The 22,981-nt window shown below is 36.1% G+C and carries 22 protein-coding genes; 12 read left to right on the top strand and 10 right to left on the bottom strand.

The features are described from left to right. Window positions 1-321 precede the first annotated feature (321 nt). The 3 genes from AQF98_RS20150 to AQF98_RS20140 form a co-directional block, all read right to left on the bottom strand. Window positions 322-1,560: an alkaline phosphatase family protein gene (locus AQF98_RS20150; protein WP_055133776.1), complete on the bottom strand. Its 1,239-nt coding sequence runs from the start codon at window positions 1,558-1,560 to the stop codon at window positions 322-324. Between the two features lie 72 nt (window positions 1,561-1,632). Then, window positions 1,633-3,423, bottom strand: coding sequence for a RagB/SusD family nutrient uptake outer membrane protein (locus AQF98_RS20145; RefSeq protein ID WP_055133775.1), 1,791 nt, complete (start codon window positions 3,421-3,423; stop codon window positions 1,633-1,635). Between the two features lie 33 nt (window positions 3,424-3,456). Further along, a complete protein-coding gene (locus AQF98_RS20140; protein WP_055133774.1) occupies window positions 3,457-6,705 on the bottom strand; it encodes a TonB-dependent receptor in 3,249 nt (1,082 codons plus the stop codon). 192 nt (window positions 6,706-6,897) lie between these two features. Here AQF98_RS20140 and AQF98_RS20135 point away from each other — a divergent pair, with 192 nt between their 5' ends. Continuing rightward, window positions 6,898-7,524 (top strand): TetR family transcriptional regulator, encoded by a 627-nt coding sequence (locus AQF98_RS20135; RefSeq protein ID WP_055133773.1) that lies wholly within the window; start codon window positions 6,898-6,900, stop codon window positions 7,522-7,524. On the opposite strand, the gene AQF98_RS20130 is transcribed toward AQF98_RS20135, so the two are convergent. Further along, on the bottom strand, window positions 7,492-7,755 hold the full coding sequence (locus AQF98_RS20130; protein ID WP_055133772.1) for a hypothetical protein: 264 nt from the start codon (window positions 7,753-7,755) through the stop codon (window positions 7,492-7,494). The genes AQF98_RS20135 and AQF98_RS20130 overlap by 33 nt on opposite strands. Before the next feature lie 201 nt (window positions 7,756-7,956). Between AQF98_RS20130 and AQF98_RS20125 the strand changes: the two genes are divergently transcribed. Beyond that, entirely contained in the window at window positions 7,957-8,856 is a 900-nt protein-coding gene (locus AQF98_RS20125; RefSeq protein WP_055133771.1) for a metallophosphoesterase, read from the top strand. Window positions 8,857-8,952: 96 nt separating this feature from the next. On the opposite strand, the gene AQF98_RS20120 is transcribed toward AQF98_RS20125, so the two are convergent. After that, complete coding sequence (locus AQF98_RS20120; RefSeq protein WP_055133770.1) at window positions 8,953-9,591, bottom strand: phosphatase PAP2 family protein; 639 nt, start codon at window positions 9,589-9,591, stop codon at window positions 8,953-8,955. A gap of 214 nt (window positions 9,592-9,805) precedes the next feature. On the opposite strand from AQF98_RS20120, the gene AQF98_RS20115 reads away from it, so the two are divergent. The 3 genes from AQF98_RS20115 to AQF98_RS20105 all read left to right on the top strand — a co-directional run bounded on the left by AQF98_RS20115 (window position 9,806) and on the right by AQF98_RS20105 (window position 11,282). After that, window positions 9,806-10,270: a response regulator transcription factor gene (locus AQF98_RS20115; protein WP_055133769.1), complete on the top strand. Its 465-nt coding sequence runs from the start codon at window positions 9,806-9,808 to the stop codon at window positions 10,268-10,270. Window positions 10,271-10,381: 111 nt separating this feature from the next. Then, a complete protein-coding gene (locus AQF98_RS20110) occupies window positions 10,382-10,912 on the top strand; it encodes a DUF4199 domain-containing protein (RefSeq protein WP_055133768.1) in 531 nt (176 codons plus the stop codon). A gap of 31 nt (window positions 10,913-10,943) precedes the next feature. Next, the gene (locus AQF98_RS20105; protein ID WP_055133767.1) at window positions 10,944-11,282 is read left to right on the top strand and encodes a hypothetical protein; all 339 of its coding nucleotides are present in this window, start codon (window positions 10,944-10,946) and stop codon (window positions 11,280-11,282) included. Here the strand turns inward: AQF98_RS20105 and AQF98_RS20100 are convergent. Both AQF98_RS20100 and AQF98_RS20095 read right to left on the bottom strand, forming a co-directional pair. Continuing rightward, complete coding sequence (locus AQF98_RS20100) at window positions 11,279-12,664, bottom strand: MBL fold metallo-hydrolase (protein WP_055133766.1); 1,386 nt, start codon at window positions 12,662-12,664, stop codon at window positions 11,279-11,281. The genes AQF98_RS20105 and AQF98_RS20100 overlap by 4 nt on opposite strands. Before the next feature lie 139 nt (window positions 12,665-12,803). After that, entirely contained in the window at window positions 12,804-12,989 is a 186-nt protein-coding gene (locus tag AQF98_RS20095; RefSeq protein WP_055133765.1) for a hypothetical protein, read from the bottom strand. 380 nt (window positions 12,990-13,369) lie between these two features. Here AQF98_RS20095 and AQF98_RS20090 point away from each other — a divergent pair, with 380 nt between their 5' ends. The 7 genes from AQF98_RS20090 (at window position 13,370) to AQF98_RS20060 (ending at window position 19,280) form a co-directional block, all read left to right on the top strand. After that, window positions 13,370-13,834 (top strand): YMGG-like glycine zipper-containing protein, encoded by a 465-nt coding sequence (locus AQF98_RS20090; protein WP_055133764.1) that lies wholly within the window; start codon window positions 13,370-13,372, stop codon window positions 13,832-13,834. Between the two features lie 161 nt (window positions 13,835-13,995). Continuing rightward, a complete protein-coding gene (locus AQF98_RS20085) occupies window positions 13,996-15,084 on the top strand; it encodes an MBL fold metallo-hydrolase (RefSeq protein WP_055133763.1) in 1,089 nt (362 codons plus the stop codon). Window positions 15,085-15,152: 68 nt separating this feature from the next. Further along, the gene (locus AQF98_RS20080) at window positions 15,153-15,530 is read left to right on the top strand and encodes a hypothetical protein (protein WP_055133762.1); all 378 of its coding nucleotides are present in this window, start codon (window positions 15,153-15,155) and stop codon (window positions 15,528-15,530) included. Next, window positions 15,521-16,363 (top strand): hypothetical protein, encoded by an 843-nt coding sequence (locus AQF98_RS20075; protein WP_055133761.1) that lies wholly within the window; start codon window positions 15,521-15,523, stop codon window positions 16,361-16,363. Before AQF98_RS20080 ends, AQF98_RS20075 begins: the two co-directional genes overlap by 10 nt. Window position 16,364: 1 nt before the next feature. Further along, a complete protein-coding gene (miaA, locus tag AQF98_RS20070; RefSeq protein ID WP_055133760.1) occupies window positions 16,365-17,291 on the top strand; it encodes a tRNA (adenosine(37)-N6)-dimethylallyltransferase MiaA in 927 nt (308 codons plus the stop codon). A gap of 70 nt (window positions 17,292-17,361) precedes the next feature. Continuing rightward, entirely contained in the window at window positions 17,362-18,489 is a 1,128-nt protein-coding gene (locus AQF98_RS20065) for a DNA adenine methylase (protein WP_055133759.1), read from the top strand. Between the two features lie 275 nt (window positions 18,490-18,764). Further along, window positions 18,765-19,280: an outer membrane beta-barrel protein gene (locus AQF98_RS20060; protein ID WP_055133758.1), complete on the top strand. Its 516-nt coding sequence runs from the start codon at window positions 18,765-18,767 to the stop codon at window positions 19,278-19,280. A gap of 100 nt (window positions 19,281-19,380) precedes the next feature. Here AQF98_RS20060 and AQF98_RS20055 read toward each other — a convergent pair whose 3' ends face one another. Genes AQF98_RS20055 through AQF98_RS20045 form a run of 3 tightly spaced genes read right to left on the bottom strand, consistent with a single transcriptional unit; the run spans window position 19,381 to window position 22,980 of the window. Next, window positions 19,381-19,773: a two-component system response regulator gene (locus tag AQF98_RS20055; RefSeq protein ID WP_055133757.1), complete on the bottom strand. Its 393-nt coding sequence runs from the start codon at window positions 19,771-19,773 to the stop codon at window positions 19,381-19,383. Beyond that, entirely contained in the window at window positions 19,763-20,842 is a 1,080-nt protein-coding gene (locus AQF98_RS20050) for a hybrid sensor histidine kinase/response regulator (RefSeq protein WP_055133756.1), read from the bottom strand. Before AQF98_RS20050 ends, AQF98_RS20055 begins: the two co-directional genes overlap by 11 nt. A gap of 14 nt (window positions 20,843-20,856) precedes the next feature. Next, entirely contained in the window at window positions 20,857-22,980 is a 2,124-nt protein-coding gene (locus AQF98_RS20045) for a 7TM diverse intracellular signaling domain-containing protein (RefSeq protein ID WP_055133755.1), read from the bottom strand. Window position 22,981: the final 1 nt, after the last annotated feature.

The raw sequence follows: 22,981 nt of genomic DNA, 5'->3' as shown, positions 1-22,981 counted from the left end.
TATATTTGTTTCAATTGTATGTATGTCAGTAATTTACGATGCTCATAATGATTAGAGCTAATAGGAATAAAAGATAAAAAAATGTAGGTCGATATAATAAATCTTTAAATGCAACGTCTATATATACGAGAGCGTTAATTTAGATGACGGGGATAGGGCATTGCTTTATCTCCGTCTCTTTTTTTAAGGCTATTTTGAAAAAAAATGCAACAATTTTTTTTAATTTAAATTTTTAACCGTATATATGCAGTGAGAGCGTTAATTTAGATAACGGGGATAGGGCCTAGGCTTTATCCCTGTTTCTTTTTACAGCCTTTTTGCTTACTTCTTAGGCTCTATTACTATCCATTTATTGATAGTATTGTAAGGTGCTTCCAATACGATCTTATAAAATGATGATGGATATTTTTTCAGATCGATAAAAGCATGTTTGGTTGCTATTGGTAATTCTGCCATTAATGTATAATTATCTTTGCCACCAGTTTTAACATTATTGGTTGTTGCTGCCCATATTTTAACTGTACCTTTTTGATCTAATGTTTTCCAGCTAATGTCTGCATTGCCATTTACATAATTTACTGTTGCATCTGCAATAGAAATTGGACCAATTAGTGCTGTTCCGTCTATTTCTTGTAATTGTGCTTTTGGAATAGTAATGTTCATAAATCTAGCAATAGAAGGCATAATGTCTACAATGGCAGGGTTGTAATAGCGAGCATAGCTATTTAATTGTGGATAGTTAGAGATCATCCAAGTGCTGCGTTGTCTTGGCGATTGACCTCCATGGCCTTTTCCGTTGGCTTCGGTTCTGCCATGATCTGTAGTAACAACAAATAACCATTCTTCTTTAAATGCTTGCTCACGGTAAGCTACAGCGTCGTATATTTTACCCAATTGTACATCTAATTTTTTAATGGCATCTTCAAACTGTGGACCATCGCCATACATATGGCCCATATCGTCTGTAAATTCTAAATAAACCCAAGAAAGATCTGGTCCATCTTTTTTGATGGTTGTTGCTGCCGATTCAGTTACTTGCTCATCTATTCTGTGCATAAAATTTCTGCTTTTATCAGGTTTAAACCGAATAGTATCTAATTCATAACCATCAAAATGTTGATCTACCACTAAATTGCCAGCATTACTTAGGTTATGGCCCAATAATTTAGTACGATTATCTGTCCAACTCGAAAAAATGGCTGTCTTTTTCTGAGGATATTGAGCTTTTAATAACCTGAAAATATTGTGGTAATTGTAATTGGGATCTTTAATGTCGTTATCTGGAACATTGTGCTTGTTTACCCAAGTGCCAGTTAAAAGACTATTGTAGCCTACAGCAGAAACGGTTGGCGTTTGGTTATAGCCTCCTTTATCGCCACCAACGTACATTCGGGTGTAACTGCCTTTTTTAATGATCCTGTTCATATTAGGAAGATTAAGCCTTTCTATTACATCGGCAGAAATGCCATCGGCAATGATAAAAACTGTCTTTTTTGTTTTTTGAGCAAAAGTGTTGAAGCTAATAAAAAGGAGTGCGAGTGTAAATATTTTTCGATACATAAGGAATATTTTTTCAAATGAAATGATAAATTAAACCCATTTCGTTGGTGTTTCGAAATGGGTTTAAGGGTTTTACCAACCAAAAATTTGTTTAAGGTTTGGATTCAATACCACCTGTTGTTGAGGAATAGGGCGATAATAATATTTGGGTTCTTGAAAATTACGGGTAACAGCTTCGGTTACAATGGCACCACCTGTATTGCCATTTTTTAAATAAACAGTAGCGTCAGTTCCAATTAAGCCTGTACGGTAATAGATCAATTTTACACCAAGTGAGTTTTTCTCTTTTTGATCTTCTCCTGGTATGGTCAATGATCTGTCTATTAAGATGATATCATCTACGCCGTCGCCAGTTAAATCATATTTTCCTAGTCCAGCAAAATACATTCCTTCAGGGCTTTTTGTCAATAGTTTTCCAGATTTCCATCTCATCAGGTCATCGTATCTGGTGTTTTCAAACGCAAATTCTACTCGGCGTTCTCTTCTTATTTCTAAAATTACACCCACGTTAGCACCCACATTGTCAAACTGCTGTTGTAACAATGGATCTGGTGAAGCATTTGCTTGCGCAAGGTTAAGGTCTGGCAATCCAACTCTTTTTCTTAATAAATTAACAGAGGCATCCAACTGTTGTTGAGTTAATGTACCCAGTTCAGCAAGTGCTTCTGCATAAATTAACAACACTTCTGCATAGCGATAAACAGGAAAATCTACACTGTTTAAAATGGTATTGTCTGTACTGTTTACATATCCCTTTAATTGGTGGTAGCCTGTAAAATTCTTGTTTAAACGCTGAATGTAAGGCACTGCATCGGGTACTCTAACCCAACCTGGGTAAGCTACGGTTTGCATTAAACGTGGATCGCGATTTTGAAATTCCTTTACAAAACCCAGCTGGCTATAATTGGGCTGATCTGTAAAACGGCTACCGTCTTTCATTAAATAGGTTTGGATCAAGTCTTTTGCTGGTGCTTGCTCATAATCGCCAAATACTACCGAATTCACATTCTGGCTTTTGCTTTTACTGAGGTCGAAAATATTAGTTAAAATAACCTCAGGATTAGTAGTAAGGTCTTGACTGTTGAACAAAGTAGCATAATCTTGATCAGTTTTACCCGTATTGTAAATAGAGAATTTTTTTGAGGCAATGATCTCTCCGGCTACTTTTGAAGCGTTGTCTAGGAAAGTATTTGCATTGCTTGCTAAATTGATTTCTGAATGGTATTTACGGAACGTGCCTTCGTAAAGCGCAGCACGTGCATAAGCAGTAGCAACTGCCCATTTACCAGGAGTACCAACAGGAACTTTTTCTCTCACATTTTTATAAGCGAAATCAAAATCGGCCATTACACTATCCATTACCAATGCCCTAGGGTCGCGACCTTTGTACAAAGCTTGATCGCCAGGACTTAGAGATGTAGAATACCAAGGCACATCAGAAAAACGCTTGATTTTGTCCATGTAAAATTCGGCACGGTAGTAACGAGCTAATCCGGCATAGTGGTTTTTTACTTCGTTGCTTACACTTGCTTTTTTATAGCTTTCTAAAAAGTAGTTAATGTTACGTAACCTGCTCCAGCTCCATCCGCTGGTTATATTTTGTGCACTTGTGCTTCCAGCCATTACGTTTTTTACTTCTACTGCTGCAGTAGTAGCTGTATTGTCGCTACTTTGGTCGTTTAGATACGTATTTCTGTCTGGTTGCGATAATAGTCCGTTAATGTATAACGATAAGTCTTCTTCTGTATTGAAGAAAAGGTTTGGAGAGATTGACGTTTGTGGGAAACGATCCAAATCGCCCTTTTTACAAGCAACAATGCTGCCTGCAAGTACAATTAATAAGATATATAAGTTCTTCTTCATGATTAATTTTAATGATTGTTAAACTTTATAGGATTAAAAATCTAGGTTTAAGCCAATAGCATATTTTCTTTGGAATGGATAAGCCCATGCGCTAGAACCTTGGTTTACAGCTTCTGGATCAATGTATTTTTTGATAGAAGAGAACTCGTAAAGATTTTCTCCAGTTACAAATACACGAAGTCTGCTTATTTTTAACTTATTGCTAATTTTAGCAGGAACGGTATAGCCGATCGATACATTCTTGATTCTTAAATAAGCCCCATTTAAAAGGTATTTAGTTTGTGGAATATCTAAGCCTTTACCTTCATTGGCATCTGCCAACCATGATTGTAAGATAGGATAAGCTGAGTTCGGGTTTGCATCGGCTAAACCAGCTGCAATGTAAGATGCCGAGTGTTTAGCTCTTTGCTCTGGCGAATCGGCTACCGATCTATAATAATCTAAATTCCATGGGTACACGTTGGCATAAGGCTGTTGGTACGGACCCCAGAATAAATAATGGTGAGGATAGAAATCTCTTTTTAAAACACCTTGAAGGAAGATTGAAGCATCAAAGCCATTCCAGTCCATACTTAAATTGGCACCGATACTGTAACGGTCTGTACTGTTACCAATAATCTTAAGGTCTTTAGGGTCGTTGGCACTTAAACCGCGTTCAATTTTTTTATTGCCATCCAAATCTTTGTATTTAGGCCAGCCTTCAACAATGCTCAATGCTCCCCAAGGAATAATTCCTGTTTCGTCTAATGCATCTATTTCGGCTTTGCTTTTAAAATAACCATCATTCTCTAATCCCCAAATTTCACCAATCTCTTGCCCTACACGGTAATTAGAGAACAAGTTTTGATCGTTTTTAAATTTGGTAATCTTAGAACGCGAATCGGCAAGGAATACTTTTGCTTCAAAACCAAATGATTTGGCGCCCAATGGAAATCTGTCTTTATAACTTACCGATAGTTCCCAACCTTTTGTTCTTAGGTCGGCAGCGTTTTGACTTGGAGATGAAGTACCCAATACACCTGGCAATTCTTGTCCCGGAACAAGCATTCCTTTAGTATCGCGAATAAAGTAATCGAAGGTAAATTGTAATTTATCTTTTAACATTCCAATATCTGTACCCATGTTCAAGGTCGATACGCGCTCCCATGTATAAGTATTAGGATCTACCAATAAACCTGGTGCACCAGTAATAATTTGATTCTGACCAGCGCCACCAATTAAATAATTAGAAACCCCTGTTTGTAAAGATTGGATGTATCCAAAATCGCCTACGTTTTGGTTTCCGAGGTCGCCATAAGAAGTACGCAATTTAAAAGTTGTTAATACTGGCGAAAGCGGTTTAAAGAACGACTCTGAACTTGCAATCCACGCTAGGGAAGCAGAAGGGAAAAAGCCCCAACGTTTTTGTGTAGGGAAACGAGATGAACCATCATATCGGCCTGTTCCTTCTAAAATGTATCGGTCTTTGTAAGTATAGTTTAATCTACTAAATGCACTTGTAGTTGCATAAGCTCTATAACTAGAACCTATTGAGGCTGCACCACTAGTTAAGCCAATGTAAGGAAGAGAAGATGAGATTAACACATCTTTTTTTGCACTGATTACAGCATAGTTATAGTCTTCATTGTTGTAACCCACCATGGCACTGAAAAAGTGGTCGCCCAGTGTTTTTTTGTAAGTACTGTATACGTTAAAAGCATTGTTGTATAAATAGCCATTGTCTTCGCTTACATAACCTGTTCCACCTTCTTCTCTCACGTCATTTGGACCATAACCGATCTTGTATTTCTTGCTATCGTTATGGTATTTCCATAATTCTCTTTTAAAAGAGGCATCAGCATTTACTTGTAGATCGCCATTTAAAAAGCTGGCTATTGCACCTGTAATGTTATGGAAACCGAACATTTTTTGGTTGTTATTTCCTCCATCTACCAATCGGGCTCCTAAACGGCCAGCTGCTGTATTGGCCCAAGTACCATCTGGGTTTTTGGCTACATCTGTTGGCTGTAGGTAGTAAAGATCTGTAATACTGGTATTAGGTAATGCTCGTTTTGTTTCGTAAATGTTAAGGTTGTTGTCTACTTTTAACCATTTTAATGGAGAAAAACTTACCCTAGAACGAAGGCCATATCTATCCCAGAAATCTGGAGTAAGTTTATTTAAACCGTTTTCTTTGGTATAATCTGCAGAAAGATAATAGTTAACAGGAGTGTTGTTTACGTTTACACCACCCGAAAATGAAATAGTGTGGTTTTGAGATAAGCTGGCATTGTTAAAAAAGTATTTATACCAATCGTTACTACCCATATAAGCCCATTTGGTAGGATCGGTTGGATTGATACGGGTATCTGGAATAGATGGATTATCCGATCTTTCTTTAGCCCATTTGTAGTGCTCATCAGAATAATTTACATAATCCCATGGGGTATTATCTGTAGAAGTTTCTAAAACTCTCGAGTAGATATATGGATCGGTTACCGGTTTTGGCAATACAGTAGGTTTGCCCCAAGAGGTGCTGGTATTGTAGCTAATGGTTTGGCGACCAATTGCCCCTTGTTTGGTAGTGATTAAAATTACACCAAAAGCCGCTCTTGCGCCATAAATGGCAGCAGATGCAGCATCACGTAAAACGGTAAAAGATGAAATGTCTGAAGGCGTTAACCTCAACATGTCATCATTGCTTGTGGCTGGTATACCATCAATTACAATTAAAGGAGAACCTCCATTAATTGAAGTAAATCCCCTAATGTTAATCACAGGAACGGTACCAGGACTACCGCCACCATACCTAATGTTTAAGCCTGGGCTAATGCCTTGTAAAGCTTGAATAACATTGGCCACTGGGCGAGATTCTAACTGTTTGCCCGATATCTGGTCGATAGCACCGGCAATGTTCAATTTTTTCTTGGTACCAAAACCAACCACAACAACTTCATTTAGCTTGCTGTTGTCGGGTGTTAATTCCACGTTTAAAACTGTTTGGCCATCTACAGCCAGCTCTTGTTGTTTGTAGCCGATATAGGTAAATACCAATATGGCTTTTGAAGGTACATTGTTAAGTGTGTACAATCCTTTTTCGTTTGTTGCTGCATGAATGTTGGTACCCTTAACATTAATGTTTACGAATGGGATCGTTTCTTTGGTTTCTGCATCAGCAACTTTACCAGATAGGGTTAAGCTTTGAGCAAAACTATTTGTGGTTATAAATAGGAGGCACATCACCCAAAATAAGGAATGACTTTTTTTACCCCACAAGACAAAAAAAAGTAGTTTTTTCTTCATTGTTACATTAATATTAATTGTTGGTTTATAAAATTTTGACTGCTTGAAGCGCTGCTAAATTCCAGTTATAATATTAAGCCGAGGTTAAGGTCAAATTAAAAGATTAATTGAACATACATTCAATCTATTAAAAAATTTAATTTGGTCCTTTCCATTACTTTTTAGTAGTTTTCCAATTCGTTAATTATTGCTATGGGCAGAAAAAGTCTTAAAGAAACAAGACAACAAGAAATTATAAAGGTATTTTACAAGGTTGCCAAAAAGGAAGGGTATGAGAATACCTCGATCGCTAAAATTGCCAAGGTAATGGATATCAATCCAAGCCTGATCATTCATTATTTTGAAACCAAAGAAGAATTGACCTACTCATTGATCGAGTATATCTTAGAAAGATATTTGTTGATCTATACCATCAAAAATAAAGATGGAGCTACATTGGCTGAACTGAAAAAAACGATAGAGATGTTGTTTTCAAAAAAATGGAACCTTCTGTTTGATGATGGTCTGTTTTATACTTTTTATGCTTTGGCATTTAGAGAAAAAGAGATTAAGGCAAAATACAAGACCATTTTAGATTCTCTTCGTTTGGCATTGGCCACCATGATTGAACAATGCAATAGCAAAAACCTGATCAAGGTTACCGACCCTCAGAATACGGCCGACCTGATATTTGTTTTGGTAGATGGGGCTTATTTTTACCTTTCGTTAGAAAACAATAAAAAGATCTATAGCGAACGTTTGGCCTACTATAAAAATATTGCCTATCAAGTTTTAGGGATAGAACCTCTAAGCCTTAGTACGGGTATTTTGACCTCTTAATTGACGATTAAGTGCATAAACACCAATAAACATCCAAAGTAGGTTGGCGGCGGCATTGGGTATGTCATTACTGTCTACTGCGGTAGCTACTAGGCATAAACCGCCAATGATATTCAGCAATTGAAAACTGAGCGACTCTGCGCTTACTTTTTTCATGCTCAATAATAAATATCCTAGGGTGCATAACACCACACCAAGCCAACCAATGCTGGTCAATATAATCTGTAACATCGCGATTGATAAATTAGGCCAAAATTACGGCTTTACCGCCGATACCAATTGTTCTTTATCATCATTTAACACAGACTTCTTATCAGCTTAACAATGAACATCTAGTTTCGCAGCACAAAGACCTGATCAAGCTGGCGCAATCAAAGGTTCTTTTTCCATTCCAAAGTTCTAGAAATACACAAACGATTTTAATATATTCACATGAAAAGAAGACATTTTATGCAAGGTGCTTTGGCGCTTGGAACGCTCAGTGTAATCCCAGAAGGTGCTGCTGAAGCTATTGTAAAGCCAACAAAAAAGCCAATCTTAACTATTGCGCATATTACCGATGTGCATATCCATGGAAAAGACAATGTACCAGAACGAGCAAAAAAGTGCTTAAATGAAACGCTTAAAAATAAAGTAGATTTCATTCTAAATGGTGGCGATTCGATTATGGATGCATCCTATGATAATGTAACCAGAGAAATGGTAACCGAGCAATGGGCAGTTTGGGATGGCTTTATCAAAAACACCACGTTAGATGTTTACAGTTGTATCGGAAACCACGATCCTTGGTGGAAAGCACCAGCTAAAACAGATGAGATGTATGGTATTCCATATGTGGTTAAACGACTTAAAATTCCAAACAGATATTATAGCTTTAGCCGTAAAGGTTGGCATTTCATCATTTTAGATGGGAACAATAAAGGAACAACACTTGATCCTGAGCAAATGGAATGGTTAACAAAAGAACTAGACAAACTTGCTCCAAATACACCAGTATTGTTGATGTCGCATTTCCCGATGCTTTCTGTAACCAATATTTGGGCAGGTGGACAACATGGTGATTATAAAGCATTAAAAGCCTTGTTCTATAAACATAAAGATAAAGTAAAGGTATGTTTAAGTGGTCATCAACATTTGTTAGATAAGGTTTGGTACAACGATGTGAACTATTTTTGCAATGGTGCCATGTGTGGATTTTGGTGGGGCAAAGGCGATAAACAATCAGCAGCGGCCTATTATTACGAAGAAACCCCTCCGGGTTATGCCTTATTGCGTTTATATGCCGACGGAAGTGTAGAAAATGAATACATTCCTTATCACTTTGAAGCTTAAGGAAAAACAAAAAAATACGATTGTACAATAATTACCAGAATTGAGCGTCTTTATATACTAGAGCGTTAATTTAAATGACGGGGGTGGGCTTAGGCTTTATCCCCGTTTATTTTTGTAATAGAAATAACAAAGTGGAAATAGGCAGATCAATCCCAAAATAAATCCACCTAAAGTGTCTGTAAACCAATGTGCCCCCAAATAAATTCTAGAAAATGCGATGGTGATCATGTAAAATGCCGAGATAACAGTAACGATATTTCTAGTAAGCTTAGGGATCGTTTTGAGCTCCCTCATCAAAACAATCATAAAGCCAAAAAAGAGTACATAAGAGAGCACATGGCCGCTTGGAAAACTCTGAAATCTATTGATTTCTACTAAGCGCACATAAAATTCTGTAGGTCTTGGCCGATCAATTATATTTTTGATACCTAAAATAATGAGCCCAGATGTTAAAATTGAAGTGATGAAATAAGCTTCTCTCTTAAATTTAAAGAGGTAAAATATAAATGCTACTACAAGCACCATGAGCAAAGAGTAGGGTAGTTCGCCAAAGAAGCTAATGGCCAACATGATTTTATCCAAAAGATCAGAATGGTGTTTTTGAATAAATAGCGAAATTTTAAGGTCTATGGTGGGTATGGGGTGATGAACGATAAAGATACTGAGCAGCACAAAGCTAATGATCAATGCAAATAGGCAGATGAGGATGTTGTTCTTTTTGAGCATTGGGTTCATTATTGTGCAAATATGGTGTAACTAAGATAAAGATTACAATTTAAACCGATAGTTAGTTTTAAATCTTAAACAAATTAATCAGTAACAAAATGTACATTCGCTCACCTTAAACTTTGTGAGAGGAGTGATAAAATATTTAATTGAAAATTAAACAGTTTCTATATTTTTGATCAGTTAACCGTTTTAATTTCAAAAGATCAATTCGCTCAATTGTATGCGTGCTAAAAAGTACATCCAGACTATTTTATATGGGATAGGTTTGGCCACTTTAATTATTCTGATTAGATGGTTAGAGTTTCGCTTTATTGTGATGCAACATGCATTTGAAATTTATGCGGGCGCCATTGCATTTATTTTTACGCTATTAGGAATTTGGCTGGCCTTAAAGTTGAGCAAGCCTAAAATTGAAACGAAGATTATAGAGAAAGCTGTTTTTAAGTCGAGTTCAGATGAATTCGAATTTAACCAGTCTGCTTTTGATGATCTTGGTTTGAGCAAAAGAGAGTTGGAAGTTTTACAGCTAATGGCCACAGGTTTGAGCAATAAAGAACTTGCCGATCAGTTGTTCGTATCACTCAATACCATTAAAACCCATATTAGCCGTTTGTTTGAAAAATTGGAGGTAAGGCGCAGGACCCAAGCCATTGAAAAGGCTAAGAAACTGGCTTTAATCGCTTAAAAATTTTCTTAATTTAGTAGTAAATACCTGTTTTTTATTAAAATCACCCAAAAGTATGAATGCCATTTGAAACGATTGGACTTACTTTGCAGGGTAAATTAAAATATACAGATGAAAAAAAACGTACTCATTTTTGGATTATTGTCTGGCCTAATTGCCAGTTCAATGTTGATTGTTGCAGCAGTTCAATGTTATAACAACAAAGATTTTTCTGGTAATATGGTGATGGGTTTTACCCTCATGATATTGGCCTTCTCTTTTATTTTTGTGGGCATAAAAAATTACAGAGATAAATTTAACAATGGAGTGATCAGCTTTGGAAAAGCTTTTAAAATAGGTATTTCAATTGCACTCATTGCATCAACCGTTTATGTGGTTACTTGGCTCATTGCTTATTATGGGTTTATTCCAGATTTTATGGATAAATATGCTGCACATGTTATCGATCAGGCAAGGGCTGCAGGCAAAAGCACAGTAGAAATCAATAAGGCAATAGCCGAAATGGCAGATTATAAAGAGATGTATAAAACCCCAATTGGCGTAATTTTATTAACCTATATGGAAATTTTACCGGTTGGTTTGGTCATTACTTTGATCAGTGCATTGATCTTAAAAAGAAAACAGGCTACGGCTATCGGCTAAAATATTGTAAATTGCGCCAAAATTGAAAGCAATGAGCGAGACCAACGTGATCCCAGAATTTAAAGACTTTAAAACATTTTATAAAAAAGCTGTTGAACCTTTAAAAAAAGCAAATATTTCTTACATCAGGCTTGATGGTAAACTAAAAGGCGATACCAGAAATACGTTTGCTTACTTTTGGTATAACGATAAAAAATGGAGAGTTAAGGCCGATACTTATCTTGATCGTTTAAAGTTAGCTTTCGATGAATTTGAAAAAACTGACGAACCATTTGTAATTAGACCGATGCGTGATTATAAAGGCGAAACCTTGTCAATTAAAGGCCAGCCCATAAGAAATGCAAAATTTAATGTCTTTTTGGTAGTTTAAAGCTCAATTACCTCACCTTTTTCTGGAATAACTACATCATAGCACTCTGTGCTCAGTGCAGTGGCTAATGCATTCATGTTTTTAAGCTCACCATGTACCAAAAATACCTTTTTAAGTTTTTGAGGGTCTTGTTGTTTAATGGTATTCATTAAATCGTGGTGGTCTCCGTGTCCACTTAATAGGTCAGTTTTTTTAATGGCAGCATAAACCATCAGATCGCGGTTGCGTAAACGTACAATAGGGTCGCCACGCAATAAACGATCGCCTAAGGTTCCTTTTGCGCAATAACCGATAAATAAAATGGTGCAATAGTAGTTTTGGATATTGTAATACAAATGATCCTGAATTCTACCACCTTCTAACATTCCGGCAGAAGAGATAATGATACAAGGTTCTAAATAATTGCTGATAGAAAGACTTTCTTTTCGATCATGTACATAAGTTAGGTTGTCAAATTCAAATTCATCGCCTTTGGTTTGGTAAAACTCCTTGGCCTCATCACTTACCAGATCGTGGTGTTTGCGGTAAACATCTGTCGCAAAATTGGCAAGTGGGCTATCAACAAAGATTTGCACCGGAGGTAACAAGCCCTTGCTAAAAATCTGATTGAGCATAAATACCAATGATTGCGTTCTGCCAATACTAAAAGCAGGAATAATTAGTCTTCCAGGAGTTTTAATACAGGTTTCTTCAATGGTTTGAATAAGTTTTTCTTGTAAAGTGGTATCTGTACTGTGGAACCTTCCGCCATAAGTAGATTCTGAAACGAGGTAATCAACCTGTGGTAGGGGTTGCGGATCAATTAAAACAGGATAGTTTTTTCTGCCAATGTCACCAGTAAACGCAATTTTTTTAGTGGTTCCATTTTCTGTAATAGTTAATACAGCCGCTGCAGCACCTAACAAATGGCCTACAGCAATAAACGTGAGCTCAATAGCACCATTTATTTTAAAAGGCTTGTTAAAAGCAATGGTCACAAACCGATCAACGGTTTCCATTACATGTTTTTGAAGATAGAGTGGCTGCGGTCCAGAGCGTCCTTTTCTATGTTTAGTTTTCTTGTTCTGTTTGCCCAAAAATACATTTACAGAATCTAAGAGCAATAATTCAGCTAGATCGGCAGTGGCAGAAGTGCACAAAATTTGGCCTTCAAAACCCATGCGCAATAGGGTAGGTAAATTGCCAGAATGGTCTATGTGTGCGTGGGTTAAGATCACGAGATCTATCTCTGCAGGATCAAAAGGAAAATGTTGATTCTCTTCTTGATAGGTGCCTTTTTCGTAGTCTAAACCACAATCTATCAGTATCGAGTAGTTATCTAATTGTAATAAATGCATACTGCCCGTTACTTGCTGAGCAGCTCCCCAAATGGTTAATTTCATGTATCAATACTTTCCTTAGCTTTGGGCAAGATATCATTTTTTAACCCTAAATCATAGCTGAAAAGCCAATAAATCGTCAAGATTTTTAGGGGTAGAATTGGTAACTCCCGCTTCAAATTGCGGGAGTTGTGATACTCAATTATTTTTTTTCTGGAGGTGTAGAAACAATTTCTCCAAATTCATTAACGTAGGCCATCATGCTTTCCAAATCTCCACCTGTAGAGTTTTGTTGACGTTCTTGCTTGCGTTCTAATTTTTCCTCTTTTTTCTTTTGTCTATTTTTCTCTAACTGTTTTTTCATGAAAGTAGCCTGAGACTTTGCCATATTAAATTGTATTAATTAAAAAACCGACTGTTCTCTGGTTTTACCTGTTGTTGATCTGTTTTTAACTAGAAATAGTTAAGGATGAAATGTGATCAAGACATCTGTTTTATCCTGCAGGACAACGGTACGGCCTGCTAAAGATTGGAATGCTGAAACAATGTTAAAATTGTTTCGTAGGTATTTAAGAGAATAGCATATTGATATTCCGTTGTGCAAATATAGGCATTTTTAGGCGAAAATTAAAGGATTTTTATCGTTGTTGTGTAATAATCATAGCGTCAACCTTTAAGGTCTCGAGAAAAAGTATTCTCCACAATGGTCAATCTTGGCATCATTTTTTCTTTATGGTATTTACTTATTAATTAAATTCTATAACAGACATGAAAAAGATATTCGCAATAGTTGCATTGGCTACAGTTTTAGCATCATGTGGCAATAGAGCAAAAGAAGAGGCTTTGGCAAAACAACAAGCTATAATTGCTGTTAAAGACAGTTTAAAATTAGACAGTTTTAAAAGGGCAGAAGTTGCAGAGAAACAAAGGTTGGTTGAAGAAAAACATCAGGCAGAATTAGCCGCCGCCAGACGTGCCAATACGGTATATACTTCTAGTGGTTCTAAAACTACCTATTCTGGAGGAACAACTACTACTAACAAGAAAAAAGGTTGGAGCGATGCTGCCAAAGGTACTGCAATAGGTGCTGGAGTTGGGGCATTGGGCGGTATATTAATTGATAAAAAAGATGGTAGGGGTGCTATTATTGGTGGTTTAGCAGGTGCAGGTGCTGGTTACGCCATTGGTAGAGCAGAAGATAGAAAAAGCGGTAGGGTACAAAAGAAAAACTAAGTACTCGTTATGATAAATAAAAAAGCCCAGGCAATTACCATTGTCTGGGCTTTTTTGTACCTGTCAAATGTCAAATTATAGCATTTGAATAGGTTTTAGAGTTGGTTTAATTGTAGGCTAATGAAATTGTGTCTATCATTGTGGCTTAAATTGTTTTGAAGATGAACTATTCCTGGGCAGTAATTCTTGTTGTCATTGTTTTAATTGTCATTTACATCTTAAACCTTCCTGTTTTTGGAAAACATCCCAATGGAAAAAGGCTAGAGAAAATTAAAAATCTGGCCATGTACCAAGATGGAGAAATTAAAAATCAATCGCTAACGCCCACCAAGCCAGATGATGTTTCTTATTGGCAAATGATCAAAAAGATGATTGAGGGGAATGAAAATGGTTCGCCCAAAAAAGCACTGCCTCATGTTACACCTGATTTTAATCGTTCTGAAAAACTAAAAATAACTTGGTTTGGGCATTCGTCTTATCTTATTCAGGTAGATGGAAAGAATATTTTGGTAGATCCTGTATTTAGCGAAAGAACTTCACCTTTCCAATTTATGGGTACCAAAAGGTTTGCAGGAACTGATTTTATTGCACCAAAAGATTTTCCAAAACTAGATGTTATTTTAATTACGCACGATCATTACGACCATTTAGATTATGCTTCAATTTTAGCATTGAAAGATCAGACTACTCATTTCATTACTTCTTTAGGGGTTGGTGCACATTTGGAACATTGGGGGGTAAAACCAAGCCAAATTACCGAACTGGCCTGGGGCGAACAAACATCGCCTTTGCCAAGTACCAGTTTTACGGCAGCACCTGCAAGACATTTTTCGGGTAGGTTATTTAAAAGGAACCAAACTTTATGGTCTTCATTTGTGCTTAAAACAAAAAACAACAACATTTATCTCGGTGGCGATTCTGGTTATGATGCACATTTTAAAACCATAGGTGCTACCTACGGACCATTTGATCTGGCCATTTTAGAATGTGGACAATACAATAAAATGTGGCCGTGGATCCATATGTTTCCGGAGCAGGTTGCACAAGCTAGCATAGACCTGAATGCAAAAGTGTTTATGCCGGTACATTGGGGCAAATATAAGTTGGCCTTACATGACTGGGATGAACCGATTAAACTTGTAGTGAAAAAAGCGGAAGAGCTTAAATTGCCAATAGTAACTCCGCAATTGGGCGAATCTTTTACTTTAGGAGAAAATAATCCGACCTATAAATGGTGGTTAAATTTATAATTTCGTTTAAATGAACAATTGGTGTTAAATTAGTGTTGTTAAAAAAAACACCATAAAAACGATCAGCTATGAAGACAGATTTTGTAGAGATATTTCAAACCATTAGGGCAGGCCTTCAGCCTTATACTGCTAATGGATTTACAGCGCTGGTTAACAGCGAAACAAATTATGAGCTGTGGAGTGAAAGAAAGGTGTCATTTGAGGGAAGGAAAGAAGCACCGATGTATTTTACGAGCGTGAAAATACTTAAAGGCTATGTAGGTTTTTATTTGATGTCTTTGTATATCGAACCAGAACTGAAAGCAATGCTCCATCCAGATCTATTGAAGCTGTTAAAAGGCAAATCATGTTTTAACATCAAAAGGATGGATGATACCTTAATGGCTCAAATTGATGAGGCACTTGCGGTAACTTTTACATTTTATAAGCAAAAAGGGTGGGTTTAAATCCTTTTTGGCAAGAAGATGTTTTTTTAACTGTACAAGATTTTAATCATCAGGTGCAGATGTTACCTGCCGAACCTTATGCCATTATTGCCTGTAATGAACATTTTTTTGTCCATCTCATTTCTATAGTTCATCATTTTACACCAGCAGAACTTATTGCCCTACAAGAAAGGTTTCAAAAGCAAGGGGTGCATTTGGTGCATCTCTGGGAAGATGTTTGGCTCTCAAGAAGAGAACAGGTGTTGAGCCGTTTTCGATCTTTTCTGGGGTTAAATAAAAGTTTCCATGGAAGAAAAGCCAAGATTGAAACAGTTGATCAAAAGCAGACCTTAAATTTCTTCAATACCTATCACCTCCAAGGTTACGTCAAGGCAAAATATAGTTATGGTTTGGTTGCTGACGGAGATTTGATTGCTGTAGCCAGTTTTAGCGATACCAGACCAATGAAAAGCAAAGGTGCCGACTATCAATCGGCAGAGTTGGTTCGCTTTGCCTCAAAAGATGGATTGACCATAGTGGGTGGGCTAAGTAAATTGATCAAACATTTTAGCAAACAAATTAAAATCAACGACCTCATGACCTATGCAGACAGAGATTGGTCTTTAGGTAAAGGTTATGATAAACTTGGATTTAACCTGAGCGAGCTAACCGAACCAGGAATTTTGTATGTAAACACTACCACTTTAATACGTTATTTTAAACATCGACTACCAAAAAACATATTGACCGCTTTTGAAGCTCAAAATGTTTTAAATTTGGATGATTTCTTGGCAGAGAATGGCTATGTCAAACTTTTCAATACCGGAAACCTAAAGTATCACCTATATTTTTAAAATGTCTAACCCTTTAATTGTAATACTTGGCCCAACAGCAGCAGGTAAAACCAAATTGGCTGTTGCACTAGCCGCTCAATTGAATGGAGAGGTAATTAGTGCAGATAGCAGACAGGTTTTTAAAGATATGGATATTGGTACCGGAAAAGATCTGAATGAATACCAGCTTGGTGATCAACAGATACCGTATCACCTCATCAATATCAAAGCTGCTGGAGAAAAATATCAGGTGAATGCCTTTAAAGAAGATTTTTACGAAGCTTATCAAACCATTCGGGCTATAGATAAACTCCCAATTCTTTGTGGCGGCACAGGAATGTACATCCATAGTGTTTTACAAAACCACGAACTGACGGCTATTCCGGTGAATGAAGATTTGCGCTTGCAATTGCAGGGCTTTACCAAAGAACAGTTAAGCGAAAAATTAAATACTTATGCAGAAGACCTACGGAAACATGCTGATTATTCTTCTGCTAAAAGATTGATCAGAGCGATAGAAATAGCGGCTTATTTAAGTCAAAATAGCCTAGAAAAGATAGAAAGGCCAGAGATCGAACCACTTGTTATTGGTCTTTATACCGATGTAGATACCAGAAGGAGCAAAATAATTGAAAGATTAGACCACAGGCTAAAAAATGGACTTATTGAAGAAGTTAGTGCTTTAATGGCAAATGGAATTAGTGCAGAAATGTTAATTTTTTACGGATTGGAATATAAGTTTATTGCAGCTTATCTGGCTAATGAAATGGATTTTACAACGCTTAGAGAACGCCTAGGGATCGCTATTTGTCAATTTGCCAAACGACAGATGACTTTTTTTAGAAAAATGGAGAAAGATGGCATAAAGATCAATTGGCTGCTTGCCGATGATCCGCATTTAAAAGAAAATGCAATTCAGCTGATCGAACATAAAATTGATTTAAAATAATCGCATATTCGTTGTGTAAATAATCGAGCATTAGGGCGAACTCATGCAGACTATTAAAACATCAAAATTAATGAACAAAAAGTTGAGGCCAATTGTAAAATGGACGGGGGGAAAGTACGATGAATTTGCCTCATTTGCCAATCACATTCCAAAATTTGATAGATACATTGAACCATTTTTTGGTGGTGGGGGTGTGTTTTTTGCATTGCAGCCCAAAGGAAAATCTTTCATTAACGATAAAAGTACCGATCTGATTAATTTTTACAGACAGATTGGTCAGCCCGAATTTAAGAGCGAACTTTATAAATATGTTGATGCTTGGGAAGAGCTCCAAACGATTAATGAGAAATTATGGAGTAAATGTTTGGCAGTATTTAAAAAATATATTCAGGACACCAAAAGTGAAGCAGAGCTGAAAGAAATTTTACTGAAACAATATACGCTAGTTTTAAAATCGAGCTTGTTGTTTAATCGAGAAGATTTTGTGATTGATATTGCCTTATTCAAAAAAATATTTCTGGGCAGTATCTTTGATAAAGCCAGGCGTATCAAAAATATCTGTAAAAAGGAAACCAGAAAATTTAATACTGCAGAACTGGAATCTCATTTCGAAACTGGGATTAGGAGTGGGGTTTATCTTTTTTTTAGAAAATTACTCAATCAACAATACAAACAAACTATAGTACTGCAACCGGCAAAGGCAGCTGCCAACTGGTATTTTGTAAGAGAATTTTGTTATGGATCTATGTTTAGGTTCAATGCCAAGGGCGAATTTAATATCCCTTATGGAGGTATTGCCTACAACAGCAGAAAGTTCCGCCATAAGGCAGGCAAAATTTTTAGAGATGGAGTAACTACATTGTTTGAACAAACAGCATTGTTTAATTTAGATTTTGAAGCTTTCCTTTCGCAGATTGATTTAAAAGCCAAAGATTTTATCTTTTTAGACCCACCCTATGACAGTGAGTTTTCTGAATACGACCAAAGTGCATTTACACAAAACGATCAGCAGCGTTTAGCTTCTTTTTTAATTCAAACCAAGGCACAATGGATGGTGATTATTAAAGAAACAGAATTTATTCGTAAAATATATACACATCCTAAAGTGAAAATGTTAACCTTCGATAAGAGTTATACCTACAACGTGAGGGGCAGAAATAACAGAGCAGTTAAACATTTAATTATAACGAACAAATAATTAACTATAACGAAATTATTAAATTATTCAACTCGCTATGTTTCCTTATTGAGGCAGATGGTTCGGTTTCTGCCAAATGCTACAGCTCAATTTTTTGTGCAACAGAATTGTAATACCAGTGTAAATTGGATTTTTTGAGGGTTTTGTAGCTCCTTAAATGCTAGGTAATTATCAAATATTGACATTTGGTAAGAACCTTGTGGCATACAATTTGTTTAAACACATACATTAGGTAATAAAGCCTATAGTTATGAATTTAACAAAGTAAAAATAAAATGAAAAGATCTACTAAATTTTTAGCCACTGCAGTAGCTGCAGTAGCTTTATTCTTCTCTACAAATGCGAATGCTCAATCTCCAAAATTAGGAGTAGGTGTTAATGTGGGTGTCCCTACAAGTGATGCTTATAATTTTGCTATTGGAGCTGATCTTCGCTATCAATTTGATATAGACAAACAATTATCAGTTCCGATTACAGCTGGTTATACCCGATTAATGGGAAAAGAAATTGGCAATACAGGTATTGATTATGCAGATTTTGGCTATATCCCAGCTAAAGTTGGTTTAAAGTATTTCTTTAACGATTCTGGCTCTGGTGCTTATGGTTTAGCAGAGGCAGGTGCTGGTTTTTCTACGCAATCTGGTGGTGGTACTTCGTTTGTGTATTCGCCAGCAATTGGTTACTCATGGAGTAATGGTTTAGATTTAGGTGCCAAATATGAAGGTTTATCTAAAAATAGCGTAAATACAGGTTATTTTGGCCTACGTTTGGCTTACGGTTTTAAATTGTAAGCGTAAACCTTAAATAAAAAAAGCCGCTCTGATTAATTTCAGAGCGGCTTTTTTGTGATCATATTTTTATATAGTCGATAAAGAAGAGTATTGGTCTATTTTAAAGTAAGGCCAAAAGTTCTTTTGGCGAAAATGGCTTTTTTAAAAGTTTAATTACATAAGGATTTGCCTCTGCTCTTTGGATATCCCCAAAATCTAAAGTGGATGATAGCATAGCAACAGGGCAGGTATCGGTAAAAGATCTTGAAAATTGTTTGTAGTGGTTCAGAAATTCAAAACCATCCATTTCTGGCATCTGTATATCCAATAAGATAAAAGTGGGTAATTTATTTTCGTTCTGAAGGTGCTTATTTAAATAATTAAGTGCCTCTTCGCCAGATTGGCAAATGATGATTTCTTCAAATAATTTAGTTAAACTGATCAGTTTTGCGTTGATTTTAAGATCAATCTCATTATCATCAATCAGCATTACTCTTTTAGTTTTACTTTGCATTTGGAATAGTAATTGTAAAGGTTGTTCCATTATCAACATCAGAGCTCACTGCTATACGACCGTTGATTTTATTCAATGCTTCTTTAACTATAAATAGGCCTAAACCACTACCGTGGTGTACCTTGCTTTTAAAGAATTGCGTAAATATTTTTTCTAGGTGCTCATTTAAGATACCCATTCCATTATCGCTGATGCTAATTTCTGCTAGTGCAGCACCTACTTCAATGTCAATATTTACCTTTTTATTTAATTCGTTAACTTTCTGATATTTGATGGCATTAGAGATCAAATTGCCTAAAATTACCTCTATCCTGAAAAGATCACCTTTAAAAGGCATGTTTTGAACTACATTTACGGTAAACTGGGTATCCTTATCAGCATAAGCATGTACTTCAATTAATTCGGTAACCAAGGTTTTGAAGTCTATCTCACTTGTTTCTGCTACTGTTTTATTGTTTTTGTAGTACTGTAGGGTTTTCTGAATATAATAATCGAGCTTATTTGAGCATGTTTCTATCAAACTCCAATATTCGCCACTAGAATTATACATGTTTTCTAGTTTTACCAAATTTACAATACCAATAACAGATACCAATGGAGCCCTTAACTCGTGAGATATGCTGTAGATAAAGCGATTTAACTCGTCGTTTGTTTTTTCTAATTCCGCAATTTTATTTCTGAGATCTATTTTTGCTTTATAAGCATCGTATGCATTTTTAATAGAGTTGTGCAGCTCTAGGTCATTCCAAGGTTTGGTAATGTAACGATAAATGTCTCCATGGTTAATCGCATCTGCCAGTGCTTCAATATCGGTATAACCTGTTAAAAGAATACGGATGGGATCTGGATAGGTTTCGGTAATGCTTTTAAAGAACTCTACTCCGGTAGTGTTGGGCATTTTTTGATCGGCAATGATCACTTGAATATCAACGCTTTGAAGGATCTTTAAGCCATCTGCTGCAGATATGGCGGTATAAATTTCATACTGCCTTCTGAAACTGGCTTTAAATGCTGATAAGTTGTTCTCCTCATCATCAATGTATAATACTCTAACACTAGGGGGTCTCATGGTCTTGGCGTTATTTAGGGATTTACGTTCAAGGTAATAATAAATTCTGTTCCTTCATTAATCTTTGAAATAACATCTATATGACCTTTGTGATTTTCAATAATACTAAATACAATTGATAATCCTAAACCTGTTCCTTCTCCTATGTCTTTAGTAGTGAAAAAAGGTTCAAAAATTCGATGTTTTACCTCTTCAGTCATACCAATACCAGTATCTTTGATGCTAATTTTTACCTGTTGATCTGCATACCAGCTCTTGATCGTTAAAAACTCTTCATCTCTTTGGTTTTCTTTAGTTTTAATAGCTTGGATAGCATTAGAAACCAAATTCATAAATACCTGATTGATCTTTCCTGGCTGACATTCTACCTTCGGTAAATTGCCAAATTCTTTTACAACAGTTAAATTATCTGGGATATTATTTCTTACCAAAACCAATGTCGATTGCAAGCCTTCATTCAAGTCAATAGGCTTCATGTCAGTCTCGTCAACTCTACTAAAGTTTCTTAAACTTCTAATAATCTCTGCTGTACGTTTGGCACCCTCACTAATACCAGAGAGTAACGATGTGATTTCGTTATTCACAAAATTGAGATCTATTTGTTGTTTGAAAGCTTCGATCTCATCCATTTGCTCTTTTACATCCTTAGAAAAATCAATCTCTTCATATCGGGTGATGATTTCTTTTAGATCCTTAATGTCTAACTCTAAAGGTTTGATGTTAGAAGTAACAAAATTGATCGGGTTGTTAATTTCGTGAGCAATACCAGCAGTTAACTGACCAAGGGCAGCCATCTTTTCGGCGTCGACCAATTGAGATTGAGTGTCTTTTAGATTGGTTAGGGTTACATTAAGTGTTGAATTTGCGTTCTGTAACTCTTCCGTTCTTTCCTGTACCCGTTTTTCTAAGACAATGTTCTGTTCTTTAATTAATTTCTGATTCTCTAAAGAGGCATTTAAGGCTTGTGCCTGCGCTACTTCATTTTCCTTTTTAAAGAAATTGATTTTATCTGCCAACGCAAAAGAAAGCAACATTACTTCGATAGAAGAGGTAATCTGTAAAAGATAAATGGTAAAGTTATTGTATGGAATAATACTGTAATCTTTCATGATGAAAAGGATTACCCCAAAAAGTAATACAGACCAGGCCACCAAATAATAACCAGCAGGTTTGAAATGTTTTTTAAAATATACAAAATAGGCAGCTGCTAAGGCAAAAATGGCACCGGTTAAGGTTAACACCTGCATAATGATAAACGCAACACTGATACTGAAAGCAAATAAAATGATCAGGTTAAGGAAGGTGAGGATGTATAGTCCAGTAATCAAGTTGTTCCATACCTTAGAAAATACTTTTGTATTTAAGAAAGATAAGGTGAAAAAACTAGCGAAGATTAACCCAATACAGGAGAACAATACCACAGCATAATTGTTGATCTGAGAATTGTCGTCCCAAAAATATTTAGATGAATAACCTTGTATGGTAACCTGGGTAAGCCAAATTGAAAAGATATAAAAAATATAGTATAGGTAACTCTTATCTCTGATAATGATATATAAGAAAAGGTTGTATACAAACATAATGGCCATAATGCCAGTATAAAACCCAAATACAATACCTCTTAAAGAAAATGTTTCTAACAAATAACCTTCTTCAACTATCGTTACTGGAGCTAGAAAGGTTTCCTTTGATTTTAAACGAAGATAGAGCTCAGTTCCCTTGGTTAAGCTATCTGGAACTTTAAAAATTTTACCCTGTGTAAATTTGGTCTGCACATAAGAAAGTGGGTTATATTCTGGCGATTGCTCTATTTGTTGATCGCGATAAACATACATTTCCGCTAACGAAAGCCTAGCTTGATCAATAAACAATACCCTATTGATGTAGTGATGATTTTCTTTTAAATCCAACTTAATCCAATAGGTAGCTTTGTCTAATCCAAAATTGAAAATTTTAGCATCTGTAGCTACAAATTTTTTCTGCAATACCTGTTTGATGTCGTCTTTATTGGTTACATCTCTATATACAGAAACGCCAAAGCCTTGAGATACAAGGTCGTTTGGATAAAGCGAACAGTAACCAGTATAATGGGAAAGTAGAAGAACAAATAAAAATAGCGAAGTAAATATCTTCTTCATA

It is taken from the genome of Pedobacter sp. Hv1 (assembly GCF_001412215.1).
In the GTDB taxonomy this organism is placed as follows: domain Bacteria; phylum Bacteroidota; class Bacteroidia; order Sphingobacteriales; family Sphingobacteriaceae; genus Pedobacter.
Note: the sequence above shows the minus strand (reverse complement) of the source record. Positions and strands in the feature narration are given on the sequence as shown.